Origin of the sequence: Allobosea sp. TAF32 (assembly GCF_052113585.1) — a bacterium.
Lineage (GTDB): Bacteria > Pseudomonadota > Alphaproteobacteria > Rhizobiales > Beijerinckiaceae > Allobosea.
Window position 1 is genome coordinate 328311 of sequence record NZ_JBFRDM010000007.1, and the last position, 22441, is coordinate 350751.

The window sequence follows — 22441 nt, forward strand, 5'->3', positions numbered from 1 at the left end:
AAAGCTGGCGAACCGGAATGCGCTGTCCCTATTGCGGCTCCCTCGATACGCAGGTGAAGGACTCCCGTCCCACCGACGACCACGCCTCGATCCGCCGCCGCCGGGTCTGCCCCGATTGCGGCGGCCGCTTTACCACCTTCGAGCGCGTGCAACTGCGCGAATTGACGGTGGTCAAGCGCTCGGGCCGGCGTGCGCCGTTCGATCGGGATAAGCTGGAGACCTCGATTGCGCATGCTCTGCGCAAGCGCCCCGTCGCGCCGGAGCGCATCGAACGCATGGTCAACGGCATCGTCCGCCAGCTTGAGAGCTCGGGCGAGACGGAGATTCCGAGTTCGACCATCGGCGAATTGGTGATGGAGGGGCTGAAGGGCCTCGACGACGTCGCCTATGTCCGCTTCGCTTCGGTCTACAAGAATTTCCGCGAGGCGAAGGACTTCGAGGAACTGCTCGGCCAGCTCGGCACCGTCGAGGAGGAGGGCGTCTCCGCCCCACCGCGCCGCGCCGATGACTGACCGCAGCGCGGTCGATCGCGCCTTCATGGCGCAGGCGCTCGCCTATGGCGCCCGCAATCTCGGCGCGACCTGGCCGAATCCCTCCGTCGGCGCCCTCATCACCCGCGACACCCCCGATGGGCCGATCGTCGTTGCTCGCGGCCTGACCCAGCCCGGTGGGCGGCCGCATGGCGAGGCGCATGCCTTTTCGCGGGCCGGTGCTGCGTCGATGGGTGGCACGCTCTATGTCACGCTCGAACCCTGCTCGCATCGTTCGGTGCGCGGCGGCATTCCCTGTGTCGAACACACCATCCTGTCGGGCGTGAAGCGGGTCGTTTCGGCGATGTCGGACCCCAACCCCTTCATCGCGGGTCTCGGGCATGCGCTGCTGCGCACGGCGGGTATCGAGGTCACCGTCGGCGTGCTTGAGGACGAGGCGCAGCGCGCCCATCGCGGCCATGTCCTGCGCATCACGCAGGGACGGCCCATGGTGACCTTCAAGATCGCCCGCACGGCAGATGGCTATGCCGGGGGGGCAGGGGGCACGCCCATCGCAGTCTCCAGCCCGGTGGCCGGCGGCTGGGTGCATCTGCAGCGCGCCCATCACGATGCGATCATGCTCGGCGTCAACTCGGTGCTCTCGGACGACCCGCAGCTCACCGTGCGCCTGCCCGGTCTGGCCGCGCGCTCGCCGATCCGCGTCATCCTCGACACGCATCTGCGCCTGCCGCTTGACTCGAAGCTCGTGCGCACGGCGCGCGAGGTGCCCGTCTGGATCATCGCGGCAGAGACCGCGCCGGTCGAGCCCGAAGAGGCCCTGGTCGCCGCCGGCGTCGAGGTCATGCGCGTCTCGGCCGGTAGCGACGGCCATCTCGATCTGCGCGAAGCGCTGACGCTGCTGGGCACGCGCGGAATCACCCGCGTCTTCTCGGAGGGCGGCCCGCGCATAGGCGAGAAGCTGGCGCTGGCTGGTCTTGCCGACGAGGTGATCGTCTCCACTTCGCCAAAAACGCTGGGGCAGCCCGGCATCGTTGCCGTGCGTCCGGGGCTTGCCGGGCTGTTGGCCGCGCCCGATCTATACGCCCTTGCCGAGACCGGGCTGATCGGTCAGGACCGTTTCGAGCATTTCGTGAGGAGAGGCTGATGTTCACCGGCATCGTCACCGCCATCGGCGAGGTCGTGGAGGCTGAGCGCAAGGGGCCGAGCCTCAAGCGCTTCGCCATCGCCTGCCCCTATGAGGCGCAAGGCATCGCAATCGGCGCCTCGATCGCCTGCGCTGGCGTCTGCCTGACGGTCACGGCGCTGAGGCCCCGCACGGACGGCGCGATGGGTTGCCTGTTCCAGGTCGAGGCCGCGGCGGAGACGCTGGCGAAGACGACCGTCGGCGATTGGGAGCCGGGCACGCAGGTCAATCTGGAGCGCTCGCTCAAGGTCGGCGAGGAGCTTGGCGGCCATCTCGTCACCGGCCATGTCGACGGTATCGCCCGCATCCTGAAGATCGATGCGATCGAGGCCGACCCGGACGAGCCCTGGGGCGCGACCGCGCGTTTCCACATCCGCGCGCCGCAGGAGCTCGCCCGCTTTATCGCGACCAAGGGCTCGATCTGCCTTGATGGCACCTCGCTGACGGTCAATTCGGTGGAGGACGATGTCTTCACTGTTCTGCTGATTCCGCACTCCTTCGCCGTCACCACCTGGGGACAGCGCAAGGAGGGCGACCCCGTTCATCTCGAGGTCGATCTGATGGCACGGTATGCCGCGCGGCTTGCGGAGGCGCGCCCGCAGGGGTAAGAGCCTGCTTCAACTCAAGAATTCGAGCCCTCATCCTGAGGAACCGCGAAGCGGCGTCTCGACGGATGTTCCAGCCCGCTCTGGATCATCCTTCGAGACGCCATTTCTGTCGAAATGGCTCCTCGTGACGAGCGCTGTGCGGCCCGATCGCGTCGACTGGACCGTGTGCAAGAAGGATAGAAGAAATGGCCGGACCCCGGCAGACCTCGGCCGATAAGGCCGCAACTTCCGCCGTCGAGATCGACGGCGCCCGCGTCCTCGTCGTCGAGGCGCGATTCTATGACAAGCTCGCCGATGAGCTGCTGGCCGGCGCCGTCGCCGTGCTGGAAGAAGCCGGCTGCCGCGTCGATGTCGTCACCGTCCCCGGCGCGCTGGAAATCCCCTCCGCCATCGTCATCGGCCTGCGCGCCGCCGACGAGGCCGTCGATCCCTATGAAGCCGTCGTCGCGCTCGGGACGGTGATCCGCGGCGAGACCGGCCATTACGACATCGTCGCCGGCGAAAGCTCGCGCGCGTTGATGGATCTCTCGGTCGCCTTCGCTCTGCCGCTCGGCAACGGCATTCTGACCGTCGAGAACGACGCTCAGGCCTGGGCCCGTGCCAACCGCTCGGACATGAACAAGGGCGGTGGCGCGGCGGAAGCCGCGCTCGCCGTGCTGCGCTACAAGCGCTCCCTGGTGGAGCAATCGCAATGAGCCGCGCCGAGAAGCGGCGCGGGGCGCGGCTCTCGGTCGTGCAGGCGCTCTACGAGATGGAAATCGGCGGCCGTGGCGTCGTCGAGGCGATGGCCGAGTTCGAGCATTTCTGGATCGGCAAGGAGGTCGAGGAGATCGAGTTGCCGGAGGCGGAGATCGCCTTCTTCCGCGACATTCTCGGCGGCGTCGTCCGTGAGCAGCGCCTGGTTGATCGCACTGTCGACGATTTGCTGGCCAAGGACTGGCCGCTGAAGCGGGTCGAGGCCGTGGTCCGCGCGATCTTGCGCGCCGGCGCCTATGAGCTTGCCTTCCGCAAGGACGTGCCGGCTCGCGCCGTCATTTCCGAATATGTCGCGGTCGCCCGCGCCTTCTACGAGGGCGACGAGATCGGCATGGTCAACGCCGTGCTCGACCGCATGGCCCGCGACTTCCGCGCCGACGAGTTCGACGCACCGGCGGCCTGATGTCCGAAACCTCCCGCCCGGGTGAATTCGAGCTGATCGCCCGCTATTTCGCGCCGATCGCCGGGCCGGGCGGGCTTGGGCTGCTCGATGATGCCGGCCTGCTGCGGCCGGGCCGCGGCTATGAGGTCGTCGTCACGGCCGATGCGCTGGTCGCCGGCGTGCACTTCTTTGCCGACGATCCACCGGAGGCGATTGGCTGGAAGGCACTGGCCGTCAATCTCTCCGATCTCGCGGCCAAGGGCGCGAAGCCCGAGGGCTTCGTCCTCACGCTCGCCTTGCCGCGCGGCTGGACCGAAGCCTGGCTCGCCGGTTTCGTGGCAGGCCTCGCCCGCATCGCCGAAGCCGCCGCCTGCCCGCTGATTGGCGGTGACACCGTCTCGACGGCGGGGCCGCTCACCCTGTCGATCACCGCCTTCGGCACCGTTCCGGCAGGGCGGATGGTCCGGCGCTCCGGCGCGAAGCCGGGGGATGTGGTGCTCGTCTCCGGCACTATGGGAGACGGCGCGCTTGGGCTGAAGGTGCACGGCCCGGACAAACCGGGCTGGGTCGCTGCACTCGTCTCCGAGGACCGCGCCTTCCTCATCGATCGCTATCTGCATCCGCAGTCCCGCCATGCGCTTGCGACGGCGTTGCAGCGCCACGCCTCGGCCGCGATGGACGTCTCGGACGGTCTTGTCGGTGATCTCGCCAAGCTGCTGAGGGCCTCGGGGGTGGGCGCCGAGATCACTCTCGATGCCGTCCCGCTCTCGTCGGCGGTCCGCGCGGCGGTCATGGCCGATCCCGCACTGGCGGAACTGGCCTGGACCGGCGGAGACGACTACGAAATTCTCTGTACGGCCTCAGAAGGGGAATATCCTGCTCTGATCGCGGCGGCAAAGGAGGCAATGCTTCCGCTGACGCCGATCGGGCGGATCACCGCAGAGGCCGGCGTGGTTGAATATCGCGAGAAGGGTGGATTGCGCAGTTTCGCGCAAGGCTCCTTCTCTCACTTCTGACAGCGGCGCGTCACTGCGACCGCGAGGCGGCATTGTGATGAACCAGCATGTTCCGGTCCTCGATGGCGACAGGCTCGCGAAGCGCAATGCTCTGGTGCTGGCCGGCGCACAGGCGCTCGGCGGTGCCAATCCCGCGATCATCGTTTCTCTCGGCGGCATCGTCGGCGCGCAGCTCGTCGCCGACCAGGCCTTCGCGACGGTGCCGGTCAGCCTGCTTCAGCTCGGCATCGCCGTCGGAGTAATTCCGGCTGCGATGGTGATGCGAAGCATCGGGCGGCGCAGCGGCTATCTGATCGGCGCGCTCGTCGGCGCAACGGGAGCGAGCCTCGCCGCCGGCGGTGCGACGCTGCGCCTGTTCTGGCTGTTCTGCATCGGCACATTTGTCTGCGGGCTCTACGGCTCCTTCGTCCAGAGCTATCGCTTCGCCGCGGCCGATACGGCGAGCGAGGAATTTCGGCCCCGCGCCATTTCCTGGGTGATGTTCGGCGGTCTTGCCGCCGGCATCATCGGGCCGCAATCGGTCTATTGGACACGCGATCTCACGCCTTCGGCCCCGTTCGCGGCGAGCTTCCTCGCGCAGGGCGTCTTGGCGCTGATCGCCATCCTGATCGTCTCCCGCCTCCGTGCACCGCGGGTTGCGGCCGTCCGTTCCGGTGGCGGGCGCCCGCTCGGCGAAATCATGCGTCAACCGAAGTTCATCGCCTCCGTCACCGCCTCGCTGGTTGCGTATGGGTTGATGAGCTTCGTGATGACGGCTGCGCCGATGGCGATGGTTGCCTGCGGTCATTCGGTCGGCGATGCCGCCCTCGGCATCCAATGGCATGTGCTCTCGATGTTCGGGCCGAGCTTCTTCACCGGCCGGCTGATCGCCCGCTTCGGCAAGGGCACGATCACATCCGTCGGTCTCGTGCTGACGGCACTGGCTGCCGTCGTCGGCCTCACCGGTCTCAGTGTCGGTCATTTCTGGCTGGCCCTGATCCTCCTCGGCCTCGGCTGGAATTTCGGCTTCATCGGCGCGACTGCCCTGGTGACCGATTGCTACCGGCCGGAGGAGCGGGTGAAGGTGCAGGCGGCCAACGACTTCCTCGTCTTCGGCTCGGTCGCCATCGCCTCCTTCTCGGCTGGCGGGCTGCTCAGCCATGGCGGCTGGGACAGCGTGAACTGGCTCGTCTTCCCGCCTGTTGCAATCGCGCTGGCGATGGTGGCCTGGGCGCGTCTCCAGCGTCCGGCCGTCGCCTGAGGGGCGAGGCGCTTTCTTCCGGGAGTTTCCGATGAGCAACCGCGCGTTTCCCCCCGCGACCGGCCGCGTGCCGCCGGGAGCGATTGGCCATAATCGCGGCGTCGTACGCCCCAACTATGCGTTCATGCCGCCGGAAGGCGTGCTGATCAGCCGCCTGCCGCAATATAAGGACACCATCGTCCGCGTGCTCGCCGCCCCGGTCCTTGGCGCAGCCTTCGCCCAATATGTTCTCGAAATCGCGCCGGGCGGCGGCACGCCGGCTTCTTTCGGCGAGGATGGCGTCCAGCACTTCTTCTACGTCCTGTCCGGCGAGGTCGCCTTGTCCATCGACGGCGCGGCGGCAGGGGGGCTGGCACCGGGCGGCTTCGCCTATCTCCCGCCGGCGACGCTATTCACGCTGCGCAACGAGAGCGGGGGACCGGCGCGCGTTCTTGCGCTCCGCAAGCGCTACGAGCCGGCCCCCGGCCTCGCCGTGCCCGAGCCGATCCTGTCGCATCAGGACGCCGTGCCGATGACGAATCACACCGGCAAGGAAGGGCGCGGCTTCCAGTTCCTGCTGCCCTATGGCGACATGCGATTCGACTTCGAGATGAACCTGATGTGGTTCAAGCCTGGAGTCTGCTTCCCGGCAGTCGAGACGCATGTGATGGAGCACGGCCTCTACATGCTGGAAGGGCAGGGGCTCTACTTGCTCGGCGAAGAATGGCACGAGATCTGGGCGCAGGATTTCATCTGGATGGGCGGCTATTGCCCCCAGCAATTCTATCCGACCGGCCAAGACGACGCCTGCTATCTGCTCTACAAGAACGTCAACCGCGACGTCGCACTCTGAGGCGCGACAAGGCTCGCCTGACATTCGACGAAATTTGTAAGCGTGGCCGTTTGCGCTCTTCGCCGAAACTTGCCACAAATTCGCCTGACACTGGCGACGCGGAGCGGGCCTTGTAGTCTTCAGGGCCCGTTTTTCGTTGCCTGACGTCCAACGCTGCAAAAGAGGAGCGGCAGCGCTCCCGACGGCTCGGAAGCTCAAGGTCAGGAAAACGAATGTCAGCTCTGCTTCTCATCATCATATTGAGTGCGCTGTCGATAGCCTACGGCATCTGGGCCTATGGCGACGTGATGAAGCGCGATGCCGGCAACCAGCGCATGCAGGAGATTTCCGGCGCGGTGGCCGAGGGCGCGCAAGCCTATCTCAAGCGCCAATATCTCACGATTTCCATGGTCGGAATCGTGCTTTTTCTCGTTCTCGCGTGGCTGCTCGGCAAATGGGTGGCGATCGGTTTCCTGATCGGTTCGGTGCTTTCGGGCACGGCCGGCTTCATCGGCATGAACGTTTCGGTGCGCGCCAACGTCCGCACGGCCCAGGCCGCGATGAAGTCGCTGGGCGAGGGCCTCGACGTCGCCTTCAAGGCCGGCGCGGTCACCGGCATGCTGGTGGCTGGCCTCGCGCTGCTCGGCGTTGCCGTCTATTACGGCGTCCTGACATCCTATCTCGGTTTCGAGCCCTCCAGCCGCACGGTGATCGATTCGCTGGTGGCGCTCGGCTTCGGCGCCTCGTTGATCTCGATCTTCGCCCGTCTCGGCGGCGGCATCTTCACCAAGGGCGCTGACGTCGGCGCCGACCTCGTCGGCAAGGTCGAGGCCGGTATCCCCGAAGATGACCCGCGCAACCCTGCGACCATCGCGGACAATGTCGGCGACAATGTCGGCGACTGCGCCGGCATGGCCGCCGACCTGTTCGAGACCTATGCGGTGACGCTGGTCGCGACCATGGTGCTCGCCGCGATCTTCTTCGCCGGCCAGCCAGTGTTGGGCACAATGATGCTCTATCCGATGGCGATCGGTGCGGCCTGCATCGTCACCTCGATCATCGGCACCTTCTTCGTGAAGCTCGGTGCCAACCAGTCGATCATGGGCGCGCTCTACAAGGGCTTCATCGCCGCGGGCGTGCTCTCCGTCGGTGCGATCGCGGTGGTCAACTATCTGATGTTCGGCGGCTTCTCGGCCTCCTTCACCACCGTGCAGGGCGTCAGCTTCACTTCAGGCAATCTCTTCGGCTGCGCGCTGGTCGGCCTCGCCGTGACGCTCTGCATCGTCATCATCACCGAATACTATACCGGCACCGGCAAGCGCCCGGTCGTCTCGATCGCCCAGGCATCGGTCACCGGCCATGGCACCAACGTCATCCAGGGTCTCGCGGTCTCGCTGGAATCGACCGCTGCGCCGGTCATCGTCATCGTCGCCGGCATCATCGTCGCCTACAGCCTGGCCGGCCTGTTCGGCATCGCCATCGCCACGACCGCCATGCTCGCGCTGGCCGGCGTGGTCGTGGCGCTCGATGCCTTCGGCCCGGTCACCGACAATGCCGGCGGCATTGCCGAGATGGCGGGCCTGCCCAAGGAAGTCCGCCACTCCACCGACGCGCTCGATGCGGTCGGCAACACCACCAAGGCCGTCACCAAGGGCTACGCGATCGGCTCCGCCGGCCTCGGCGCCCTCGTGCTGTTCGCCGCCTATACCTCGGACCTGAATTTCTTCGTGGCCGAGGCCAACAAGGCGGGCTCGACCACCTTCCAGTACTTCAAGGGCGTCACAGTCGATTTCTCGCTGTCGAACCCCTTCGTCGTCGTCGGGCTGCTCCTCGGCGGACTCATCCCCTTCCTCTTCGGCGGCATGGGCATGACTGCCGTCGGACGTGCCGCCGGTTCGGTGGTGGAGGAGGTGCGCAGGCAGTTCCGCGAGAAGCCCGGCATCATGGAGGGCAAGGACCGGCCGGATTACGGCCGCGCCGTCGACATGCTGACCCGGGCCGCGATCAGGGAGATGATCATCCCCTCGCTGCTGCCGGTCCTGGCGCCGGTCGTGACCTTCTTCGTCATCAACGCCATCGCCGGCAAGAACCAGGCCTTCGCTGCCGTCGGTGCCATGCTGCTGGGCGTCATTGTCACCGGCATCTTCGTCGCGATCTCGATGACCTCGGGCGGCGGCGCCTGGGACAACGCCAAGAAGAGCTTCGAGGACGGCTTCGTCGACAAGGACGGCGTGCGCCATATGAAGGGCTCGGAGGCGCATAAGGCCTCGGTCACAGGCGACACCGTCGGCGACCCCTACAAGGACACGGCGGGCCCCGCCGTGAACCCGGCGATCAAGATCACGAACATCATCGCCCTGCTGCTGCTGGCGATCCTGGCGCATTCCTGACCGAAGGCGTCGTCGTGACGACCGAACCCGCGGCGAAAGCCGCGGGTTCTTCTTTTCTAGCAAAGGCTTATCGGGTGCGATTGATTCAATCCCATAGGCCGTTGAATCACGCTCTGAAGCTACGGCCGAAACCGTAGTGTTGCCGCATGCTGTCGCGCAGAGTTGCTGGCATGGTCTCGCCAACCCGAGGAGAGATCATGTCCACGCAAGCGCTCGATAGCCCGGCCGCCGTGCCGAACCGCTCCACCGAACTTGCCCTGCTGCTCGTGCTCGCCACGCTCTGGGGCGGTTCCTACACCTTCATCAAAATCGGCGTGGAGACGATTCCGCCGTTGACCCTGATCGCCGCGCGCACCTTGATAGCAGGCCTGATCCTGCTTGCCGTCATTCGCTGGCGTGGCTTGCGGATGCCGCGGGATGCGGCGTCATGGCAGCGCTTTCTGACGCAGGCCCTGCTCAACAGCGTCGTGCCATTCACCCTGATCGCCTGGGCCGAGCGCAGCGTCGATGCTGGCCTCGCTTCGATTCTCAACGGCACCACGCCGGTTTTCGTCTTCCTGATCTCGCTGGTGTTGAAGCCGGGCCAGCGCCCGGATTGGCGCAAGGGAATCGGGGTCGTCGCCGGCATTGCCGGCGTCAGCTTGATCGTCGGCGTCGACGCCTTCTCCGGCCTCGGCCATGCCGTCCTGCCGCAACTTGCCATCGTCGCGGCGACCGTCGCCTATGCCTGCGCGGCCCTGTTCGGGCGCAATTTCGCCGGCATGGACCCGCTGCTGCCGGCTGCGGGCTCGATGCTGGCTGGCACGGCTCTGCTCATCCCGGCGGCGCTGGTCGTGGATCGGCCCTGGACGCTGGCGCCATCGCAGGAATCGATCCTGGCGCTGCTGGCGCTCTCGGTCTTCTCGACGGCGCTCGCCTTCGCGATCTATTTCCGCCTGATCCGCTCGCTCGGCTCGGTCGGGACGACGGCCGTGTCCTATCTGCGCGTGCCGATCGGCGTGGCCATCGGCATAGGCTTCCTGGGGGAGAGGCTGAGCTCGACGGCCTGGACCGGCCTCGGCCTCGTCGTGCTCGGAGTGGTGGCGATGACATTGCCCGAACGGCGCGCGGACACGCCGCGCTGAGCCCGGCTTGTGCCGTTCGTTGGGGATACCTCATGCGGAGAGGCCTTGCCGCAGGTGACCGCAACCCTTCGGTTAACCTTGGATTAAGGCTAGGATTGCAGGCGTCTTAGGGCAGGGCCATTTTACATGCCGAAGCGTGGGCACACGGAGGCGAAGGCAAGCATGTCCCTGGCAAGCACGGCACCGGCTCGCTTGCAGCCGGCCTCGCAAGCGTCCGGTCCCGCAACGGGCTCGATGGCCGAGTACTTTGACCGCATTGCGCCGGACTGGCACTCGCAATGGGCATGGGACAATTACGAGCCGACGATCCTCGCCTTGGCGCGCCAGTTCGGCCTGCGCCGCATCTGCGAGATCGGCGGCGGGCGCGATCCGCTGTTCACGAGGGAGCAGGCGGGAGCTGCCGGCATCGAATTCATCGTCAATGATATCGACGCCGGCGAGCTCGCCTTGACGCCCCCGGGCCTGAAGACGGCCTGCTTCGATATCTCCGGCGATCTTTCGGAGCCGGATGTCGCGCGCGGAAGCTACGACATGATGGTCTCGCGCATGGTCTTCGAGCATATCGACGGCGTCGAGCAGGCCTGGCGCAACATCCACGCGCTGCTAGCGCCAGGCGGTGTCGCGCTCGCCTTCTTCCCGACATTGTGGGCGCCGGTCTTCGCTCTGAACCATATCCTGCCGGAGACGGCCTCACGGGCCATTGTTCACGCGCTCTTTCCGGCGCGGCGCGACGGCGGAGGCGACCCGAAATTTCCGGCTCTCTATGATTGGTGCCGCGGCAATCCGGCACTGCTCACACCCATGCTGAACCGGGCGGGCTTCACCGATGTCCACATCCAGCGCTTCTGGGGGCATGGCTATTTCGATCGCATGCCCGGCCTGAAGCAGCTCGACCATGCCTTCAATGCGCTGGCGGCTCGGACAGGCTGGAGCTTCGTCACGACCTACGCCTATGCCGTCGTGCGCAAGGACAGGGGTTGAAGCAGCCGCAGATAGGCCTTTTGACGATGAAACCGGCCTGAAAGCGTGGTTGTCCACGCTTAACGGGGCGATACTGCTTGCCAACTAACCTAACGCTAGGTCACCATCGGCCGTTGTCGCGTTGATGGGAGTCGGTCATGCACGCTCTATCGCGTACGTCGGATATTCCACTTTCGAGCCACCGCGCCATGTTGCTGCGCGCGCTTGTCGTCGTTGCCGTGGCCTTGGCGATCATCGTTCCGCTCACGGGCTGACGATACCAGCCGAAGCGGCGGCGGGAAAACCCGCCGCCTTCTCAGACCCGCGCCAGCCAGTCGCGCAGCAAGCCGAGATCGGCCTGTCCGAGGCCATGCCCGGCCGGCAGCACGCGATGCTCGACCTGCGCGCCGCTGTCCTCGAGCTGGCAGGCCAGGCCATCGGCATTGGCCGCCGGCACGATCGGATCGAGCGCTCCGGAGAGGATCAGCACGGGCTTGCCGTTGAGGCTGCCGCGTGGTGCATCCGCGAAGGGCATCATCGCGCGTAGCAGCGCCGCGCCGGCCAGAGCTTCCGGACGCTGCAGCAACATCGCCGCCGCGATATTGGCGCCGTTCGAGAAGCCAAGCGCGATCGGGGCGGGAAGGCCGTAACGCTCCCGCGCCTGCAGCACGAAATCCGCCAGCTCGTCCGTGCGGCGACGCAGATCGACCTCGTCGAAGACACCTTCCGCGAGTCGGCGAAAGAAGCGCGGGGCCGCGCCTTCCAACACCTTGCCGCGTGGCGAAAGCAGGCTCGCGCCCGGCGCGACCGTGCGGCCGAGCGAGAGGAGATCGCGTTCGTCGCCGCCGGTGCCGTGCAGCAACAGCAGCGGTTTGCGGGTGGGATCACTGCCCTCCTCGAAGACATGGATGAAGTCCGTATCGGTCTTCGTATCGCTCATGGTCATTCTCCCTTCGGAAAGCGGAGCCGTCCTGCCCCCGACAAGGGCGGGCAGGGCGGTGGGATTGCGGGCCGGGCCATCCGCCTCGCATGATCGCCTGCCGCCCGCCGATTGCGGCCGGGCGGCAGGATGTCGTCAGGCAAGCTCCGGCAGAACCGCTTCGATCTGCTTGCGATGGGCCTCGAGGCCGGCAGGCAGCTTCAGCGACCGCCCGAGCTCGGCAGCCGGCTCGTCGACCGCGAAGCCGGGGATGTCGGTCGCGATTTCGAACAGGACATGGCCGGGCTCACGGAAGTAGACCGAGCGGAAGTAGTTCCGGTCGCGCTGCTCCGTGGTGCGGATGCCGTGGTTCTCGCCGAGGCGACGCACCATCTCCTCCTGTACGGCGTCGTCGCCGGCCCGGAAGGCGATGTGGTGCACCGAGCCTGCGCCCTGGCGGGCCGGCAGGAATCCGCCGGCAACGCGCAGGTCGATCACGCCGCCGATCGCGGTCCCCTTGGCCTCGTAGCGGATCAGCGTGCCCTCGCGAGCCGCTTCGGTGAAGCCGAAGACGTCGCTCAGGATTGCACCCGTCGGGGCCGCATCGGCCAGCAGCAGGCTGACGCTGTGGAAGCCGCGGATGGCGTTCTCCGGCGCGATGTTGCCCTCGGACCAGGCCGGCTCCTTTTCGACGCCGGGCAGGCCGACGAGGGCGAGCCTCATCCCGTCCGGATCGCGGAAGCTGAGCACACTTTCGCCGAAGCGCTTGGCGGGCGCTTCATGCGGCACGCCCAGCTCGACGAAGCGGTGAGCCCAGAAGCCGATCGAGCCTTCGGGAACCCGGAAGACGGTCTCCTGGGTCTCGCCGACGCCGAGCCGGCCCGGAGCGGCATGCTCCCACGGAAAGAAGGTCAGGATCGAGCCCGGCGCCGCATCGGCATCACCGAAGTAGAGGTGATAGGTGCCGGGATCATCGAAATTCACCGTCTTCTTGACGAGGCGCAGGCCGAGCACGCGGGTGTAGAAGTCGAGATTGCGGCGGGCGGGGCCGGAAATGGCGGTGACGTGGTGAAGACCGTTGGTCTGCATGGTGAATGTCCTCCGGATAATGCGGGGCGGCTGCCCTGTTGGCCGAAAGATTGGCCCGGAACCGCAAAAGCGCCAGAGGTAATTCATTGCATTGTTGCAATGTAAGATGCATCGATTTACAATTTGATTTGCGTGCGTGCTCATCCAAAATCCTGACCCGAGACCAACCGGTCCCGTTCTCAGGAGACACCACCATGATCGACTCTCGTCTTGCTCCTTACGGCGCCCTCAGCCTGCGCGTCGCGCTCGGCCTGATGTTCATCGCCCACGCCTATCTGAAGCTCGTGATCTTCACCCCTGCGGGCTTCACCGGTTTCCTCGGCCAGGTCGGCCTGCCGGGCGCTCTCGCCTGGCCGATCATGCTCGCGGAGCTGCTCGGCGGCATCGCCATCCTCCTCGGCTTCTACGGCCGCTATGTCTCGCTGGCGCTCATCCCGATCCTGCTCGGCGCCCTCTCGGTGCACGCCCCGAACGGCTGGGTCTTCAACGCTCCGAATGGCGGTTGGGAATACCCCGCTTTCCTGGCGCTCACCGCTTTCGCCCATGCCCTCATCGGCGACGGCGCGCTGGCGCTGAAGTCCGGTCGCAGCGATTGGCAGGCGAAGCCCGCCATTGCCTGAGCCGACGGCACTTGCTGGGATCGAAACCTTGGCCAAGAGTGCGCGGATGAATCAATCCGCGACACCCTTGGCCTGGGACGATTTTCGCCTGATCAAGGCCATCGCCGAGAAGCGAGCGCTGCCGGCAGCCGCCGCGGCGCTCGGCGTCAATCACTCCACCGTCTTCCGCCGCCTCGGCCAGATCGAGGAGGCGCTTGGCGTCAGGCTGTTCGAGCGCCACCGCAGCGGCTATGTCGCGACGCCGACCGGCGAGGAGATGGTCCAGCTCGCGGGGCGCGTCGACGACGACATCACCGCCTTCGCCCGCAAGCTCGCCGGGCAGGAGATCAAGCCCGCTGGCGAGTTGCGCGTTGCCACCAACGATTCCCTGTTGGTCGACCTGCTGACGCCGCTCTTCGCGCAGTTTCTCCGGCAATGCCCGGATATCCGGCTGGACATGCTGATCGGCAATCAGGCGGCCAATCTGTCCAAGCGCGACGCCGATGTCGCGATCCGCGCCACCGACAATCCGCCGGAGACGCTGGTCGGCCGCAAGCCTGCCCGCATCGCCTGGGCGCTCTATGGCCGTGCCGCCGATTTTTCCGATACCGAGCTGCCGGGCGTGGAAAGCCTGTGGGAGCGCAGCTGGATTTCGCTCGGCGAGCAGTTCACCATGCTGAGCGCCGTCCGCTACCTTGCCCGCCATGTCGCGCCCGAACGCGTGGTCTACAAGCTCAACACGGTGCTGGGGCTCGCGGAGGCGGTCGAAGCCGGCATCGGGGTGGGCTTCCTGCCCTGCTTTATCGGCGACACCCGCCCGGGCCTGACCCGGCTGGCGCCGCCCGATCCCGAACTATCGGCCGATCTGTGGCTGCTGACCCATCCGGATCTGCGGCACACGCCCAGGGTTCGGCTGTTCCTCGATTTTCTTGCCGCCGAGGTCGCGAAGCTGCGGCCGCTGATCGAGGGCGCACTCCCGATCGGGCGCAACCCGCCGCCGAAGGAACTGCCTGCAGAGTAAGGCGCCTGATCGGAGGGGCAGGGCGGCGCTTCGAAGCGGCGGGCGGATTGCCGTGCGACCAATGCGCGGGCTACGATCCCGTCATGGAGATCCTGGTCCCTCTCGTCATCGGCCTGAGCCTGATCTGGTTGATCGGCCGGGGCGTGCCGTGGAATGCGAAGCTGATGACGATCGTGGTTACGCTCGCGATCGTCATCCTGATCGTCGCGCTGGATCGCGGGGGCTACTGGCCCGAGGCTTGGCGCCGCTGAGCCGGCGCCCTCAGGGCGAAACCAGCTTGAGCCCGGCGATGCCGGCGACGATCAGGCCGATGCAGAGGAGCCGCAGGACGGTCGCAGGCTCGCCGAGCAGGATGATGCCGAGGATTGCCGTTCCGATCGTGCCGATGCCCGTCCACACCGCATAGGCGGTGCCGACCGGCAGAGACTTCAGCGCCAGGCCGAGAAGTCCGAGGCTGACGACCATGCTGATCGCGGTGAACAGCGTCGGCACGAGCCGGGTGAAGCCTTGCGTGTATTTCAGGCCGATCGCCCAGCCGACCTCGAACAGACCCGCGACAAAGAGATAGAGCCAAGGCATTCCGGCACTCCCAAGCGATGTGGCGCTGCCGTCCGCGCCCGATGGGAGCGAGCGAGCCGATTTTCGGACTTGAGCTATGTTGCAGGCCGATGACGTCAACCGGGAGAAACTGGCGTGTGTGCAAGTTGTGCACAGCTGGCTTGCACGCATGGCTTGCACGTCTCCTTGTGCCCCACCTAGCTGTCATGTGGGGTTGAAGGGGGCTAACATGCTGAAAATAAATGTTCTTGTAGCGGCCGCCGCAGCGGCCGCGCTGGGCGGTTGCGCGACGGTTACGCGGGGAACGACGAGCCAGGTGACGATCACGAGCGAGCCGGCGGGAGCTGAGGCGCGGTCGTCCCTCGGGCACGCTTGCACGGCCACGCCCTGTACCTGGGAGGTGAGCCGCAAATCGGAATTCGTCGTCAATTTTACGAAGAATGGCTATGAAGACGTTCAGGTTCCGGTTTCGACGCGCATCGCAGAGGCAGGTGCCGTGGGCTTCGCCGGGAATGTTCTCGTCGGCGGCCTCGTCGGCATGGGCGTCGATGCCGCAACCGGCTCTACCTTGGAGCATTATCCAAACCCGGTGATGGCGAGCCTGGTGCCGCAAAAGAAGGCCGCAACTGCCCGGCATCGGAAACACAAGCCGGTCGCCCGCCGCGAGCGCACCGAAACGCCGGGTGCCGATGACGGAACGCCGCAAAGCTGACTGACGGGCTCAGGAAGCGTCGGCTGCCGGCTCCAGGGCGCGTTCCAGGATGCGCCGGCATTCACCGAGCTCATCCATCACCGCTGTCAGCACGGTGATGTCGTCGAGCCCTTCCGGCACGATCTGCGTACGCGGCGGCACCCAGCCGGCCGCCTCGTCGGCCTGCATGGCGGACGGGGACTCGGCTGCAGCCGCAGCAAGTGCTCCGCTGGCGGCGCCAATGGGGGCGCCGCGGCCGATCGCCTGGACGTGGCGTGGCCCCTGTTCCTTCAGGATGCGCTGAAGGCCCTTGATCGTATAGCCTTCGCCATAGAGCAGGCGCCTTATGCCCTTGAGCAGGGCGACGTCGTCAGGCCGATAGTAGCGGCGTCCGCCACCGCGCTTCAGCGGCTTGATCTGGCTGAAGCGGGTTTCCCAGAAACGGAGCACATGTTGGGGAATGTCGAGGTCTTCGGCGACCTCGCTGATGGTTCGGAAGGCATCTGGGCTCTTGGTGTCCAATTCGGCCTCGGTTTCGCCGGCGTGGAACTCCAGATTCACTCAGTCTCACCCTCGCCACTCTGCCCGTTGATGCGGGCCTTCATCACATTCGAGGGCTTGAAGACCATCACCCGACGCGGCTCGATCGGGACTTCAACACCCGTTTTCGGATTACGCCCGATTCGCTCGCCTTTGTCTCGCACGACGAACGAACCGAACGACGAGAGTTTCACGTTCTCGCCGCGCGCGACCGCATCGCAGATCTCGTCGAGCACGGCTTCGACGAGTTTCGACGATTCCGTCCGCGACAGGCCGATCTTTTGGTAGACAGCCTCGCACAAATCCGCGCGAGTGACCGTTTGCCCCGCCATTCATATCCTCCAAGGCGTATTGCAGGCATCGGCGGCAACCGCCGGCCTTTCGCCATTACGGATGGCGGACGCTAGGCGTCCGCGCCGCGCGGGTCAATCCTTAAGCGCCCTCGCGGAGCCGGATTTGGCCTGAATCAACCCGGATTGGCGACGAAAAGTGACAATTTTCGCGAATTTGCTGCCGCTGCGTCACCAGCGGATCAGGGCCGAGCCCCAGGTGAAGCCGCCGCCCATCGCCTCGATCAGGACGAGCTGGCCCGGCTTGATGCGGCCATCGGCGTGCGCCTCCGCCAGCGCCAGCGGGATAGAGGCCGCGGAGGTGTTGCCATGGCGGTCGACGGTGACGACGACCCGGTCATGGCTGATGCCGAGCTTGTCGGCCGTGGCGTCGATGATGCGCCGGTTGGCCTGGTGCGGCACGAACCAGTCGATATCCGCGCCGGTGAGGCCGGTCTGCTGGAAGGTGTGGCGCACGGTTTCGGCGAGATTGGTCACGGCGTGGCGGAAGACCTCCTTGCCCTCCATCCGCAGGAAGCCGACCGTCTTGGTCGAGCCCGCGCCGCCATCGACATAGAGCTTGTCCTTGTAGCGTCCATCCGAGCGGATATGGGTCGTCAGGATGCCACGGTCGGCAAGGGTGCCTTCTCCCGGCACCGCCTTGAGTACGACCGCACCGGCTCCGTCGCCGAACAGCACGCAGGTGGCGCGGTCTTCCCAGTCGAGAATGCGCGAGAAGGTCTCGGCGCCGATCACGAGCGCCGCCCGGGCTCCGCCCGTCGTCAGGAACTTGTCGGCAGTCGCCAGCGCGAAGACGAAGCCCGAGCAGACGGCCTGCACGTCGAAGGCGGCGCCGCCATGGATGCCGAGCGCCGCCTGGATCTGGGTGGCGGTTGCCGGAAAGGTGTGGTCCGGCGTGGCCGTCGCCACGATGATCAGGTCGATCTCGGATGGATCGATGCCGGCGTCAGCGATTGCCGCCTGCGCGGCCTTGAGACCAACGATCGATGTCGGCTCGTCATCGGCGGCGATGTGGCGCTGGCGGATGCCGGTCCGCTGGACGATCCATTCGTCGCTCGTGTCGACCTGTTTTGCGAGTTCGGCATTGGTGACGACGCGGGCGGGCAGATAGGAGCCGCAACCGACGACTTGTGAGCGCAGAATGGACAAGGAAACCGTTCCCTATTCGGCGTCGGCCGGCTGCGCGGCGGGCAGCTCGGGGCGCGTGCTTGCGGCGACCATCTCGCGGACCTTCGCCATCAGATCTTCTCGCGCCATCTCATAGCCGAGTTCGGCGGCGCTTGCGAAGCCGATGGCGTCAGTCCCGCCATGGCTCTTGATGACGATGCCTTCGAGCCCCAGAAAGACGCCGCCGTTCGATTTGCGCGGATCGAGCTTTTCGCGCAAGGCTGCAAAGGCACCACGCGCAAAGATATACCCGATCTTGGCCATGAGCGAGCGGTTCATCGCCGCGCGCAGGTATGAGGCGATCTGCCGGGCAGTGCCCTCGGCGGTCTTCAGCGCGATATTGCCGGTGAAGCCTTCCGTGACCACGACATCGACCGTGCCCTTGCCGAGATCGTCGCCCTCGACGAAGCCGTGATAGGTGAGGTGCGGCAGGTTGCTCTCGCGCAGGATGCGGCCGGCCTCCTTGACCGCCTCGACACCCTTGATCTCCTCGACGCCGACATTGAGCAGGCCGACGGTCGGCCGGTCGAGATCGAAGACGACACGGGCCATCGCCGCGCCCATCACCGCGAGATCGACGAGATGGCGTGCATCGGCGCCGATGGTGGCGCCGACATCGAGCACGATGCTCTCCCCGCGCAGCGTCGGCCACAGCGCCGCGATCGCCGGCCGATCGACCTGCGGCATCGACTTCAGGCAGAACTTCGACATCGCCATCAGGGCGCCGGTGTTGCCGGCGGAGACGGTGACATCGGCCTCGCCGGTCTTGGTCGCGTCGATCGCCCGCCACATCGAGGATTTGTAGCGGCCGTAGCGCAGCGCCTGGCTCGGCTTGTCGTCCATCTTCACCGAGACATCGGTGTGATGGAACGTCGTCACCGCCTTGAGCTTCGGATGCTGCTCGAGCAGCGGCAGCACCTGCTTCTCGTCGCCGAAGATCACGAAGCGGGCGTCCGGGCGGCGCTCCAGCATGAGGGCAGCGCCTGGAATGACGACGGAGGGACCGTGGTCCCCGCCCATCGCATCGAGCGCGATTGTAACCGGTCTTGTCATGGAATTCTGGCGTATCCCGGAAATGGCCGACCTTCGATCCGGGACGGCTCACGGCCGGCCGGACAATAGCGACTTGGACGGATGCCGCAAGACGCGCAAGGGCCGATGAAAGTTTCAGTCACCGCGTTTCAGCTTCGCGAGGGCAGCAAAAGGCGATTCCGCGCCGGCTTCGCCGGCCGGGGCTTCGAAATCCACACCCGGCTTGCGCGGATACGGATCGAGCGCCAGCGCCAGGAATTCGAGCGTGACGCTACCCAGATCGATGACTCCGTCGAGGATCGGCTCCGGCGGGTCGTCTTCGTTGAGCAGCACCTCGATGTCGATCTCGGCATCGTCCCGTTCCGCGCGGCGCCCAGCGACCTCTGCCTCCTGCTCGGGCGCGAAGTCGAGCTTTACCGGCACGTCGAGCTCGACCGGGAAAGGATCGAGCGTGACGACGCAGGTCCGATGCAGTTGCGCTGCAATCCGGCCTTCGAGCTTCACCCGGTCGCCATTGCGCGAGAGCAGGTAGCGCGCTTCCAGGGATTCGAGCGAGGCAAGGCCAAGCAGCCGAGCGATCGCGGCGAACTGCTCAGGTTCGGCGCGGACCGTGGTTTCGGTGCCGCGCAGGCGGATGGCCTCGACGCGGATGGGATGGCGCAGCGGAGAAGCCGGCGCGTGTTCAGGCGTCATGGCGAGCCTCCTCATGGGGAAAGGCCGGGAACAGGGGATCGCGCTCGAGAAGCGCGGTGAGCTCGCAGCTCGCGAGGGCTGCCTGCGCCTCACGGACATAAGCAGCGAGGCGGCGCGGGGCGCCCTCCGGCGTGCAGGCATTGCGGCGCAACGCGTCGGCGAGGGCGTCGACTCCAGGCTGAGCCAGGGCGGCCTCATAGGCCTGGACGCGGCCATAGAACATCTGGCCGATCTTTTTCATGCGCTTGGGCACGGCGATATCGCTGACACCGCCATTGCGGAAGCCCAGTTCGAGATAGGCGAAGCAGGCATCGACGAGCTCCTGCGCCAGCTCGGAGGCTGGGGACGGCAGTTCGCGCAGACGCCGCAGCACCAGCAGGACATGCAGGGTGAGCGATTCGAAACGGCCCTCGAAGCTGTCGGGAACGCCGCCGGCCAGATAGAGGCCAGGCTGGCGCGACGCTTCCGCGACGCGCCCAAACAACACATCCACAGGGGCACGCCGCTGGGCGCGCTTGCCAAACAACCCGAAAATCACCTGTTTGCCTCCGCCCGCCATTCATGCGGGCGTCCTTGCCTTGCCAAAGCCATCCTCGGGCGTTACGCCAACCCTCACCCTTTTGACAAGCGGCTTGGGGTTTTCCTGAGCCGTGCTGCCTTGGATCGTGCCCGCATGACCCACATCACCCGCCGCGCGGCTCTGCTCGGAGCCCTCGCGACCTCTTCCCTTTTGCTTGCCGGCTGCGGGCCCGACGCCGGCGGCTTCGTGCTGCCCACCTCGACCGGTTTGAACGATACCTTCACCCGCGGCTTCGTGATGGACGACGGGCTGGTCGCGCAGATCAAGCCGGGCATGGACGTCCAGTCCGTGTTGCAGATCCTCGGCACGCCCTCGACGACCTCGACCGTCGGCAATCGCACCTTCTACTACATCAGCCAAACGGTGCGGCGTCGCTTCCAGTTCCAGGATCCGCAGATCATCGACCAGCAGGTGCTGGTGATCTACTTCAACAAGGGCTTCAAGGTGGAGCGCATCGCCCGCTACGGCCTGCAGGATGGCGTGATCTTCGACTTCATCGGCCGCACCACCGCGACCGGTGGCGAGGAGCAGAGCTTCCTGCGCAACCTCTTCCGCGGCGTCACCAAGTTCAACCCGCTCGGCAGCTGAGTTCGGTCTTCGCTTCCAGACACGAAAAACCCCGCGGCCCTGGTCGCGGGGTGGGTTGCCGTGCGGGGCGGTTGCAAATCGGCGCACCCGGCGCGAACAAAGGACGGTTATGATCTGGAGCCTGAGCGGCTGGCGCAGCCATCGCCGCCTTAGCCGCTCAGCCCCAGGCAAGCCGTTTAGTTGATCGACTTGATACTGCCGAAAATCGCGTCCAACGCCTTGCCGTTGGTCCCGCGCTCCTCGTCGTTGCCCCAGACGGTCAACATCATCACGCGATTATTGCCCGCTGGCATCAGGATCAGATCGACCGTCGTGGGGCCGTTCTCGTCACTCGTGCGGAACTGGAAAACCGTCGAGTCGATGCCGTTGAGTTTCATGTCGGCCTTGATCGGCTCGACAGCTTTGATCTTGTTGTCGCGCATCCATTTTTGGGTATCGCCGATCATCTTGTCGATCTGACGTGCTTCCGCGGATTCCACGGAGAGGAAGACCCCCTCATCCTTCGGCCGTGCCTGGAAGCCGTACTCGATTTCCTCGGTCGACCAATCGTTGGGAAGAGTGATGGTGATCGACGGGTTCTTGGCCGGGACGGCGAAGTTCTTGGCGAACGCTGGAAACGCGAGGAGCCCGAGCATGAGGGCGCCGGCGGCGATGCGAGTGATGGACATCGAGAGGGTCTCTTTTGCCAAACCATGGAGATGGCTTGCAGCACCTCGTCGAAATACGGAAGGAACCGAAACTGACGCAACGGCAAAGCGCCAAGAGTCTTAACTGCCTGGGGATAGCGGAGGGCGTGTCGGCGCGTCGCCGTTTGCGACGGTCTTTTGGTTTTCACTCTGCGGACGACGGCCTATCGCGCAATTCATCCCACAGCATTTGAAGCGCTGGGCTTTGGCTTCAAGCCTCCCTGACGAGTGGCCGACCCCGACGCTCGTTCCCGACTGCTCGGCCTCAGAAATATGATCGGTTTGTTCTCGTTTCTCGGAGAGTTGAAAGGAACAAGCGCAAGGAGCGAACGTTATTGACGCACAATGGAAAAACACCTTGGAGATTTCTCGATGCGTAATTCGCTCGTCGCCATCGCTCTCGCCACAGCGTTTGCTGGAGTGCCTGCGGCTCAAGCTCAGACTGCGACGACTGCCACGCGCGAAGTCTACATCAAAGCGCAGCCGACGGATGTTTTGAGCAGCAACCTGATCGGCCTGAACGTGCAGAACAACGCCAAGGAAAATGTTGGCGAGATCAAGGACCTCGTCGTTTCCAGCGGCGGCCATCTCTCGGGAATAATCGTCTCAGTCGGCGGATTTCTTGGTATCGGTGAGCGCTATGTCGTGGTGACCCCGGCCGCGGTGAAGGTGGTTTATTCGGAGAACGACAAGAAATGGTCCGCGACCATGGACACTACGAAGGACGCTCTGAAGGCTGCTCCGGAATTCAAGTATGAGGGCCGCTGGAAGAGATAAGTCGAGACCTTTCGACAGCGGTCGGCCCGGTCTCTGAGTGGAGGCCGGGCTGCTTGCTCTGGATGTACGTCGGCACCTTCGCGGGCGAACCTCCCGGACTTCGATTGTCGCAAAGCGCTGCCTCTCGACAGCATTGCCCCCGTTCTGTCGCTTAGCCATGCGGCGCAGGCATTTAGGAACGACCAGGCCG

The 22441-nt window shown here is 65.8% G+C and carries 27 protein-coding genes; 17 read left to right on the top strand and 10 right to left on the bottom strand.

Annotated elements, in window-relative coordinates:
* Window positions 1-17: 17 nt before the first annotated feature.
* From nrdR to AB4Z16_RS16965, 11 genes are all read left to right on the top strand, one after another.
* The gene (nrdR, locus tag AB4Z16_RS16915; RefSeq protein WP_441512518.1) at window positions 18-512 is read left to right on the top strand and encodes a transcriptional regulator NrdR; all 495 of its coding nucleotides are present in this window, start codon (window positions 18-20) and stop codon (window positions 510-512) included.
* Window positions 505-1635, top strand: a complete 1131-nt coding sequence (gene ribD / locus AB4Z16_RS16920) for a bifunctional diaminohydroxyphosphoribosylaminopyrimidine deaminase/5-amino-6-(5-phosphoribosylamino)uracil reductase RibD (RefSeq protein ID WP_441512519.1) — start codon at window positions 505-507, stop codon at window positions 1633-1635. Before nrdR ends, ribD begins: the two co-directional genes overlap by 8 nt.
* Window positions 1635-2282, top strand: a complete 648-nt coding sequence (locus tag AB4Z16_RS16925) for a riboflavin synthase (RefSeq protein ID WP_441512520.1) — start codon at window positions 1635-1637, stop codon at window positions 2280-2282. Before ribD ends, AB4Z16_RS16925 begins: the two co-directional genes overlap by 1 nt.
* 185 nt (window positions 2283-2467) lie before the next feature.
* Entirely contained in the window at window positions 2468-2977 is a 510-nt protein-coding gene (gene ribH, locus AB4Z16_RS16930; protein WP_441512521.1) for a 6,7-dimethyl-8-ribityllumazine synthase, read from the top strand.
* Entirely contained in the window at window positions 2974-3441 is a 468-nt protein-coding gene (nusB, locus tag AB4Z16_RS16935) for a transcription antitermination factor NusB (protein ID WP_441512522.1), read from the top strand. The genes ribH and nusB overlap by 4 nt, the downstream gene beginning before the upstream one ends.
* Window positions 3441-4436, top strand: a complete 996-nt coding sequence (gene thiL, locus AB4Z16_RS16940; RefSeq protein ID WP_441512523.1) for a thiamine-phosphate kinase — start codon at window positions 3441-3443, stop codon at window positions 4434-4436. The genes nusB and thiL overlap by 1 nt, the downstream gene beginning before the upstream one ends.
* Window positions 4437-4473: 37 nt before the next feature.
* Window positions 4474-5676 carry an MFS transporter gene (locus AB4Z16_RS16945; protein WP_441512524.1) on the top strand — a complete coding sequence of 401 codons (1203 nt, stop codon included), beginning with the start codon at window positions 4474-4476 and terminating at the stop codon, window positions 5674-5676.
* A gap of 31 nt (window positions 5677-5707) precedes the next feature.
* On the top strand, window positions 5708-6508 hold the full coding sequence (allE, locus tag AB4Z16_RS16950; RefSeq protein ID WP_441512525.1) for a (S)-ureidoglycine aminohydrolase: 801 nt from the start codon (window positions 5708-5710) through the stop codon (window positions 6506-6508).
* Between the two features lie 212 nt (window positions 6509-6720).
* Window positions 6721-8877, top strand: a complete 2157-nt coding sequence (locus AB4Z16_RS16955; RefSeq protein ID WP_441512526.1) for a sodium-translocating pyrophosphatase — start codon at window positions 6721-6723, stop codon at window positions 8875-8877.
* Between the two features lie 197 nt (window positions 8878-9074).
* A complete protein-coding gene (locus tag AB4Z16_RS16960) occupies window positions 9075-10001 on the top strand; it encodes a DMT family transporter (RefSeq protein WP_441512527.1) in 927 nt (308 codons plus the stop codon).
* Window positions 10002-10235: 234 nt separating this feature from the next.
* Window positions 10236-10982 carry a class I SAM-dependent methyltransferase gene (locus AB4Z16_RS16965; protein WP_441512528.1) on the top strand — a complete coding sequence of 249 codons (747 nt, stop codon included), beginning with the start codon at window positions 10236-10238 and terminating at the stop codon, window positions 10980-10982.
* Window positions 10983-11277: 295 nt separating this feature from the next.
* Here AB4Z16_RS16965 and AB4Z16_RS16970 read toward each other — a convergent pair whose 3' ends face one another.
* Complete coding sequence (locus AB4Z16_RS16970) at window positions 11278-11901, bottom strand: alpha/beta hydrolase (RefSeq protein ID WP_441512529.1); 624 nt, start codon at window positions 11899-11901, stop codon at window positions 11278-11280.
* A 135-nt stretch (window positions 11902-12036) separates the two neighbouring features.
* The gene (locus AB4Z16_RS16975; RefSeq protein WP_441512530.1) at window positions 12037-12969 is read right to left on the bottom strand and encodes a ring-cleaving dioxygenase; all 933 of its coding nucleotides are present in this window, start codon (window positions 12967-12969) and stop codon (window positions 12037-12039) included.
* A 194-nt stretch (window positions 12970-13163) separates the two neighbouring features.
* Here AB4Z16_RS16975 and AB4Z16_RS16980 point away from each other — a divergent pair, with 194 nt between their 5' ends.
* From AB4Z16_RS16980 to AB4Z16_RS16990, 3 genes are all read left to right on the top strand, one after another.
* Window positions 13164-13589: a DoxX family protein gene (locus AB4Z16_RS16980; protein ID WP_441512531.1), complete on the top strand. Its 426-nt coding sequence runs from the start codon at window positions 13164-13166 to the stop codon at window positions 13587-13589.
* A gap of 46 nt (window positions 13590-13635) precedes the next feature.
* Window positions 13636-14589: a LysR family transcriptional regulator gene (locus tag AB4Z16_RS16985; RefSeq protein ID WP_441512532.1), complete on the top strand. Its 954-nt coding sequence runs from the start codon at window positions 13636-13638 to the stop codon at window positions 14587-14589.
* Window positions 14590-14672: 83 nt separating this feature from the next.
* Entirely contained in the window at window positions 14673-14840 is a 168-nt protein-coding gene (locus tag AB4Z16_RS16990) for a hypothetical protein (protein WP_441512533.1), read from the top strand.
* 10 nt (window positions 14841-14850) lie between these two features.
* Here AB4Z16_RS16990 and sugE read toward each other — a convergent pair whose 3' ends face one another.
* A complete protein-coding gene (gene sugE / locus AB4Z16_RS16995) occupies window positions 14851-15168 on the bottom strand; it encodes a quaternary ammonium compound efflux SMR transporter SugE (RefSeq protein ID WP_441512534.1) in 318 nt (105 codons plus the stop codon).
* 76 nt (window positions 15169-15244) lie between these two features.
* Between sugE and AB4Z16_RS17000 the strand changes: the two genes are divergently transcribed.
* Complete coding sequence (locus AB4Z16_RS17000; RefSeq protein ID WP_441512535.1) at window positions 15245-15859, top strand: translation initiation factor 2; 615 nt, start codon at window positions 15245-15247, stop codon at window positions 15857-15859.
* Window positions 15860-15868: 9 nt separating this feature from the next.
* Here the strand turns inward: AB4Z16_RS17000 and AB4Z16_RS17005 are convergent, their stop codons facing one another.
* The 6 genes from AB4Z16_RS17005 to AB4Z16_RS17030 all read right to left on the bottom strand — a co-directional run bounded on the left by AB4Z16_RS17005 (window position 15869) and on the right by AB4Z16_RS17030 (window position 20113).
* A complete protein-coding gene (locus AB4Z16_RS17005) occupies window positions 15869-16399 on the bottom strand; it encodes a MerR family transcriptional regulator (RefSeq protein ID WP_441512536.1) in 531 nt (176 codons plus the stop codon).
* Window positions 16396-16710 carry an integration host factor subunit alpha gene (locus AB4Z16_RS17010; protein WP_055726295.1) on the bottom strand — a complete coding sequence of 105 codons (315 nt, stop codon included), beginning with the start codon at window positions 16708-16710 and terminating at the stop codon, window positions 16396-16398. Before AB4Z16_RS17010 ends, AB4Z16_RS17005 begins: the two co-directional genes overlap by 4 nt.
* A 189-nt stretch (window positions 16711-16899) precedes the next feature.
* Entirely contained in the window at window positions 16900-17877 is a 978-nt protein-coding gene (locus tag AB4Z16_RS17015) for a beta-ketoacyl-ACP synthase III (protein ID WP_441512537.1), read from the bottom strand.
* A gap of 12 nt (window positions 17878-17889) precedes the next feature.
* Window positions 17890-18948: a phosphate acyltransferase PlsX gene (gene plsX, locus AB4Z16_RS17020; RefSeq protein WP_441512538.1), complete on the bottom strand. Its 1059-nt coding sequence runs from the start codon at window positions 18946-18948 to the stop codon at window positions 17890-17892.
* 114 nt (window positions 18949-19062) lie between these two features.
* Window positions 19063-19620: a YceD family protein gene (locus tag AB4Z16_RS17025; RefSeq protein ID WP_441512539.1), complete on the bottom strand. Its 558-nt coding sequence runs from the start codon at window positions 19618-19620 to the stop codon at window positions 19063-19065.
* Window positions 19610-20113: a ubiquinol-cytochrome C chaperone family protein gene (locus AB4Z16_RS17030; RefSeq protein WP_441512540.1), complete on the bottom strand. Its 504-nt coding sequence runs from the start codon at window positions 20111-20113 to the stop codon at window positions 19610-19612. Before AB4Z16_RS17030 ends, AB4Z16_RS17025 begins: the two co-directional genes overlap by 11 nt.
* A 180-nt stretch (window positions 20114-20293) precedes the next feature.
* Between AB4Z16_RS17030 and AB4Z16_RS17035 the strand changes: the two genes are divergently transcribed.
* Entirely contained in the window at window positions 20294-20788 is a 495-nt protein-coding gene (locus tag AB4Z16_RS17035; RefSeq protein WP_441512541.1) for an outer membrane protein assembly factor BamE, read from the top strand.
* A gap of 176 nt (window positions 20789-20964) precedes the next feature.
* Here AB4Z16_RS17035 and AB4Z16_RS17040 read toward each other — a convergent pair whose 3' ends face one another.
* The gene (locus tag AB4Z16_RS17040) at window positions 20965-21456 is read right to left on the bottom strand and encodes a hypothetical protein (RefSeq protein WP_441512542.1); all 492 of its coding nucleotides are present in this window, start codon (window positions 21454-21456) and stop codon (window positions 20965-20967) included.
* 390 nt (window positions 21457-21846) lie between these two features.
* On the opposite strand from AB4Z16_RS17040, the gene AB4Z16_RS17045 reads away from it, so the two are divergent.
* Complete coding sequence (locus AB4Z16_RS17045) at window positions 21847-22251, top strand: PRC-barrel domain-containing protein (RefSeq protein WP_441512543.1); 405 nt, start codon at window positions 21847-21849, stop codon at window positions 22249-22251.
* Window positions 22252-22441: the final 190 nt, after the last annotated feature.

Bases quoted from the DNA above. Each gene is read 5' to 3' on its own strand.
- nrdR (WP_441512518.1), top strand. From the start codon at position 18: ATGCGCTGTCCCTATTGCGGCTCCCTCGATACGCAGGTGAAGGACTCC.
- ribD (WP_441512519.1), top strand. From the start codon at position 505: ATGACTGACCGCAGCGCGGTCGATCGCGCCTTCATGGCGCAGGCGCTC.
- AB4Z16_RS16925 (WP_441512520.1), top strand. From the start codon at position 1,635: ATGTTCACCGGCATCGTCACCGCCATCGGCGAGGTCGTGGAGGCTGAG.
- ribH (WP_441512521.1), top strand. From the start codon at position 2,468: ATGGCCGGACCCCGGCAGACCTCGGCCGATAAGGCCGCAACTTCCGCC.
- nusB (WP_441512522.1), top strand. From the start codon at position 2,974: ATGAGCCGCGCCGAGAAGCGGCGCGGGGCGCGGCTCTCGGTCGTGCAG.
- thiL (WP_441512523.1), top strand. From the start codon at position 3,441: ATGTCCGAAACCTCCCGCCCGGGTGAATTCGAGCTGATCGCCCGCTAT.
- AB4Z16_RS16945 (WP_441512524.1), top strand. From the start codon at position 4,474: ATGAACCAGCATGTTCCGGTCCTCGATGGCGACAGGCTCGCGAAGCGC.
- allE (WP_441512525.1), top strand. From the start codon at position 5,708: ATGAGCAACCGCGCGTTTCCCCCCGCGACCGGCCGCGTGCCGCCGGGA.
- AB4Z16_RS16955 (WP_441512526.1), top strand. From the start codon at position 6,721: ATGTCAGCTCTGCTTCTCATCATCATATTGAGTGCGCTGTCGATAGCC.
- AB4Z16_RS16960 (WP_441512527.1), top strand. From the start codon at position 9,075: ATGTCCACGCAAGCGCTCGATAGCCCGGCCGCCGTGCCGAACCGCTCC.
- AB4Z16_RS16965 (WP_441512528.1), top strand. From the start codon at position 10,236: ATGGCCGAGTACTTTGACCGCATTGCGCCGGACTGGCACTCGCAATGG.
- AB4Z16_RS16970 (WP_441512529.1), bottom strand. From the start codon at position 11,901: ATGAGCGATACGAAGACCGATACGGACTTCATCCATGTCTTCGAGGAG.
- AB4Z16_RS16975 (WP_441512530.1), bottom strand. From the start codon at position 12,969: ATGCAGACCAACGGTCTTCACCACGTCACCGCCATTTCCGGCCCCGCC.
- AB4Z16_RS16980 (WP_441512531.1), top strand. From the start codon at position 13,164: ATGATCGACTCTCGTCTTGCTCCTTACGGCGCCCTCAGCCTGCGCGTC.
- AB4Z16_RS16985 (WP_441512532.1), top strand. From the start codon at position 13,636: ATGAATCAATCCGCGACACCCTTGGCCTGGGACGATTTTCGCCTGATC.
- AB4Z16_RS16990 (WP_441512533.1), top strand. From the start codon at position 14,673: ATGGAGATCCTGGTCCCTCTCGTCATCGGCCTGAGCCTGATCTGGTTG.
- sugE (WP_441512534.1), bottom strand. From the start codon at position 15,168: ATGCCTTGGCTCTATCTCTTTGTCGCGGGTCTGTTCGAGGTCGGCTGG.
- AB4Z16_RS17000 (WP_441512535.1), top strand. From the start codon at position 15,245: ATGTTGCAGGCCGATGACGTCAACCGGGAGAAACTGGCGTGTGTGCAA.
- AB4Z16_RS17010 (WP_055726295.1), bottom strand. From the start codon at position 16,710: ATGGCGGGGCAAACGGTCACTCGCGCGGATTTGTGCGAGGCTGTCTAC.
- plsX (WP_441512538.1), bottom strand. From the start codon at position 18,948: ATGACAAGACCGGTTACAATCGCGCTCGATGCGATGGGCGGGGACCAC.
- AB4Z16_RS17025 (WP_441512539.1), bottom strand. From the start codon at position 19,620: ATGACGCCTGAACACGCGCCGGCTTCTCCGCTGCGCCATCCCATCCGC.
- AB4Z16_RS17035 (WP_441512541.1), top strand. From the start codon at position 20,294: ATGACCCACATCACCCGCCGCGCGGCTCTGCTCGGAGCCCTCGCGACC.
- AB4Z16_RS17040 (WP_441512542.1), bottom strand. From the start codon at position 21,456: ATGTCCATCACTCGCATCGCCGCCGGCGCCCTCATGCTCGGGCTCCTC.
- AB4Z16_RS17045 (WP_441512543.1), top strand. From the start codon at position 21,847: ATGCGTAATTCGCTCGTCGCCATCGCTCTCGCCACAGCGTTTGCTGGA.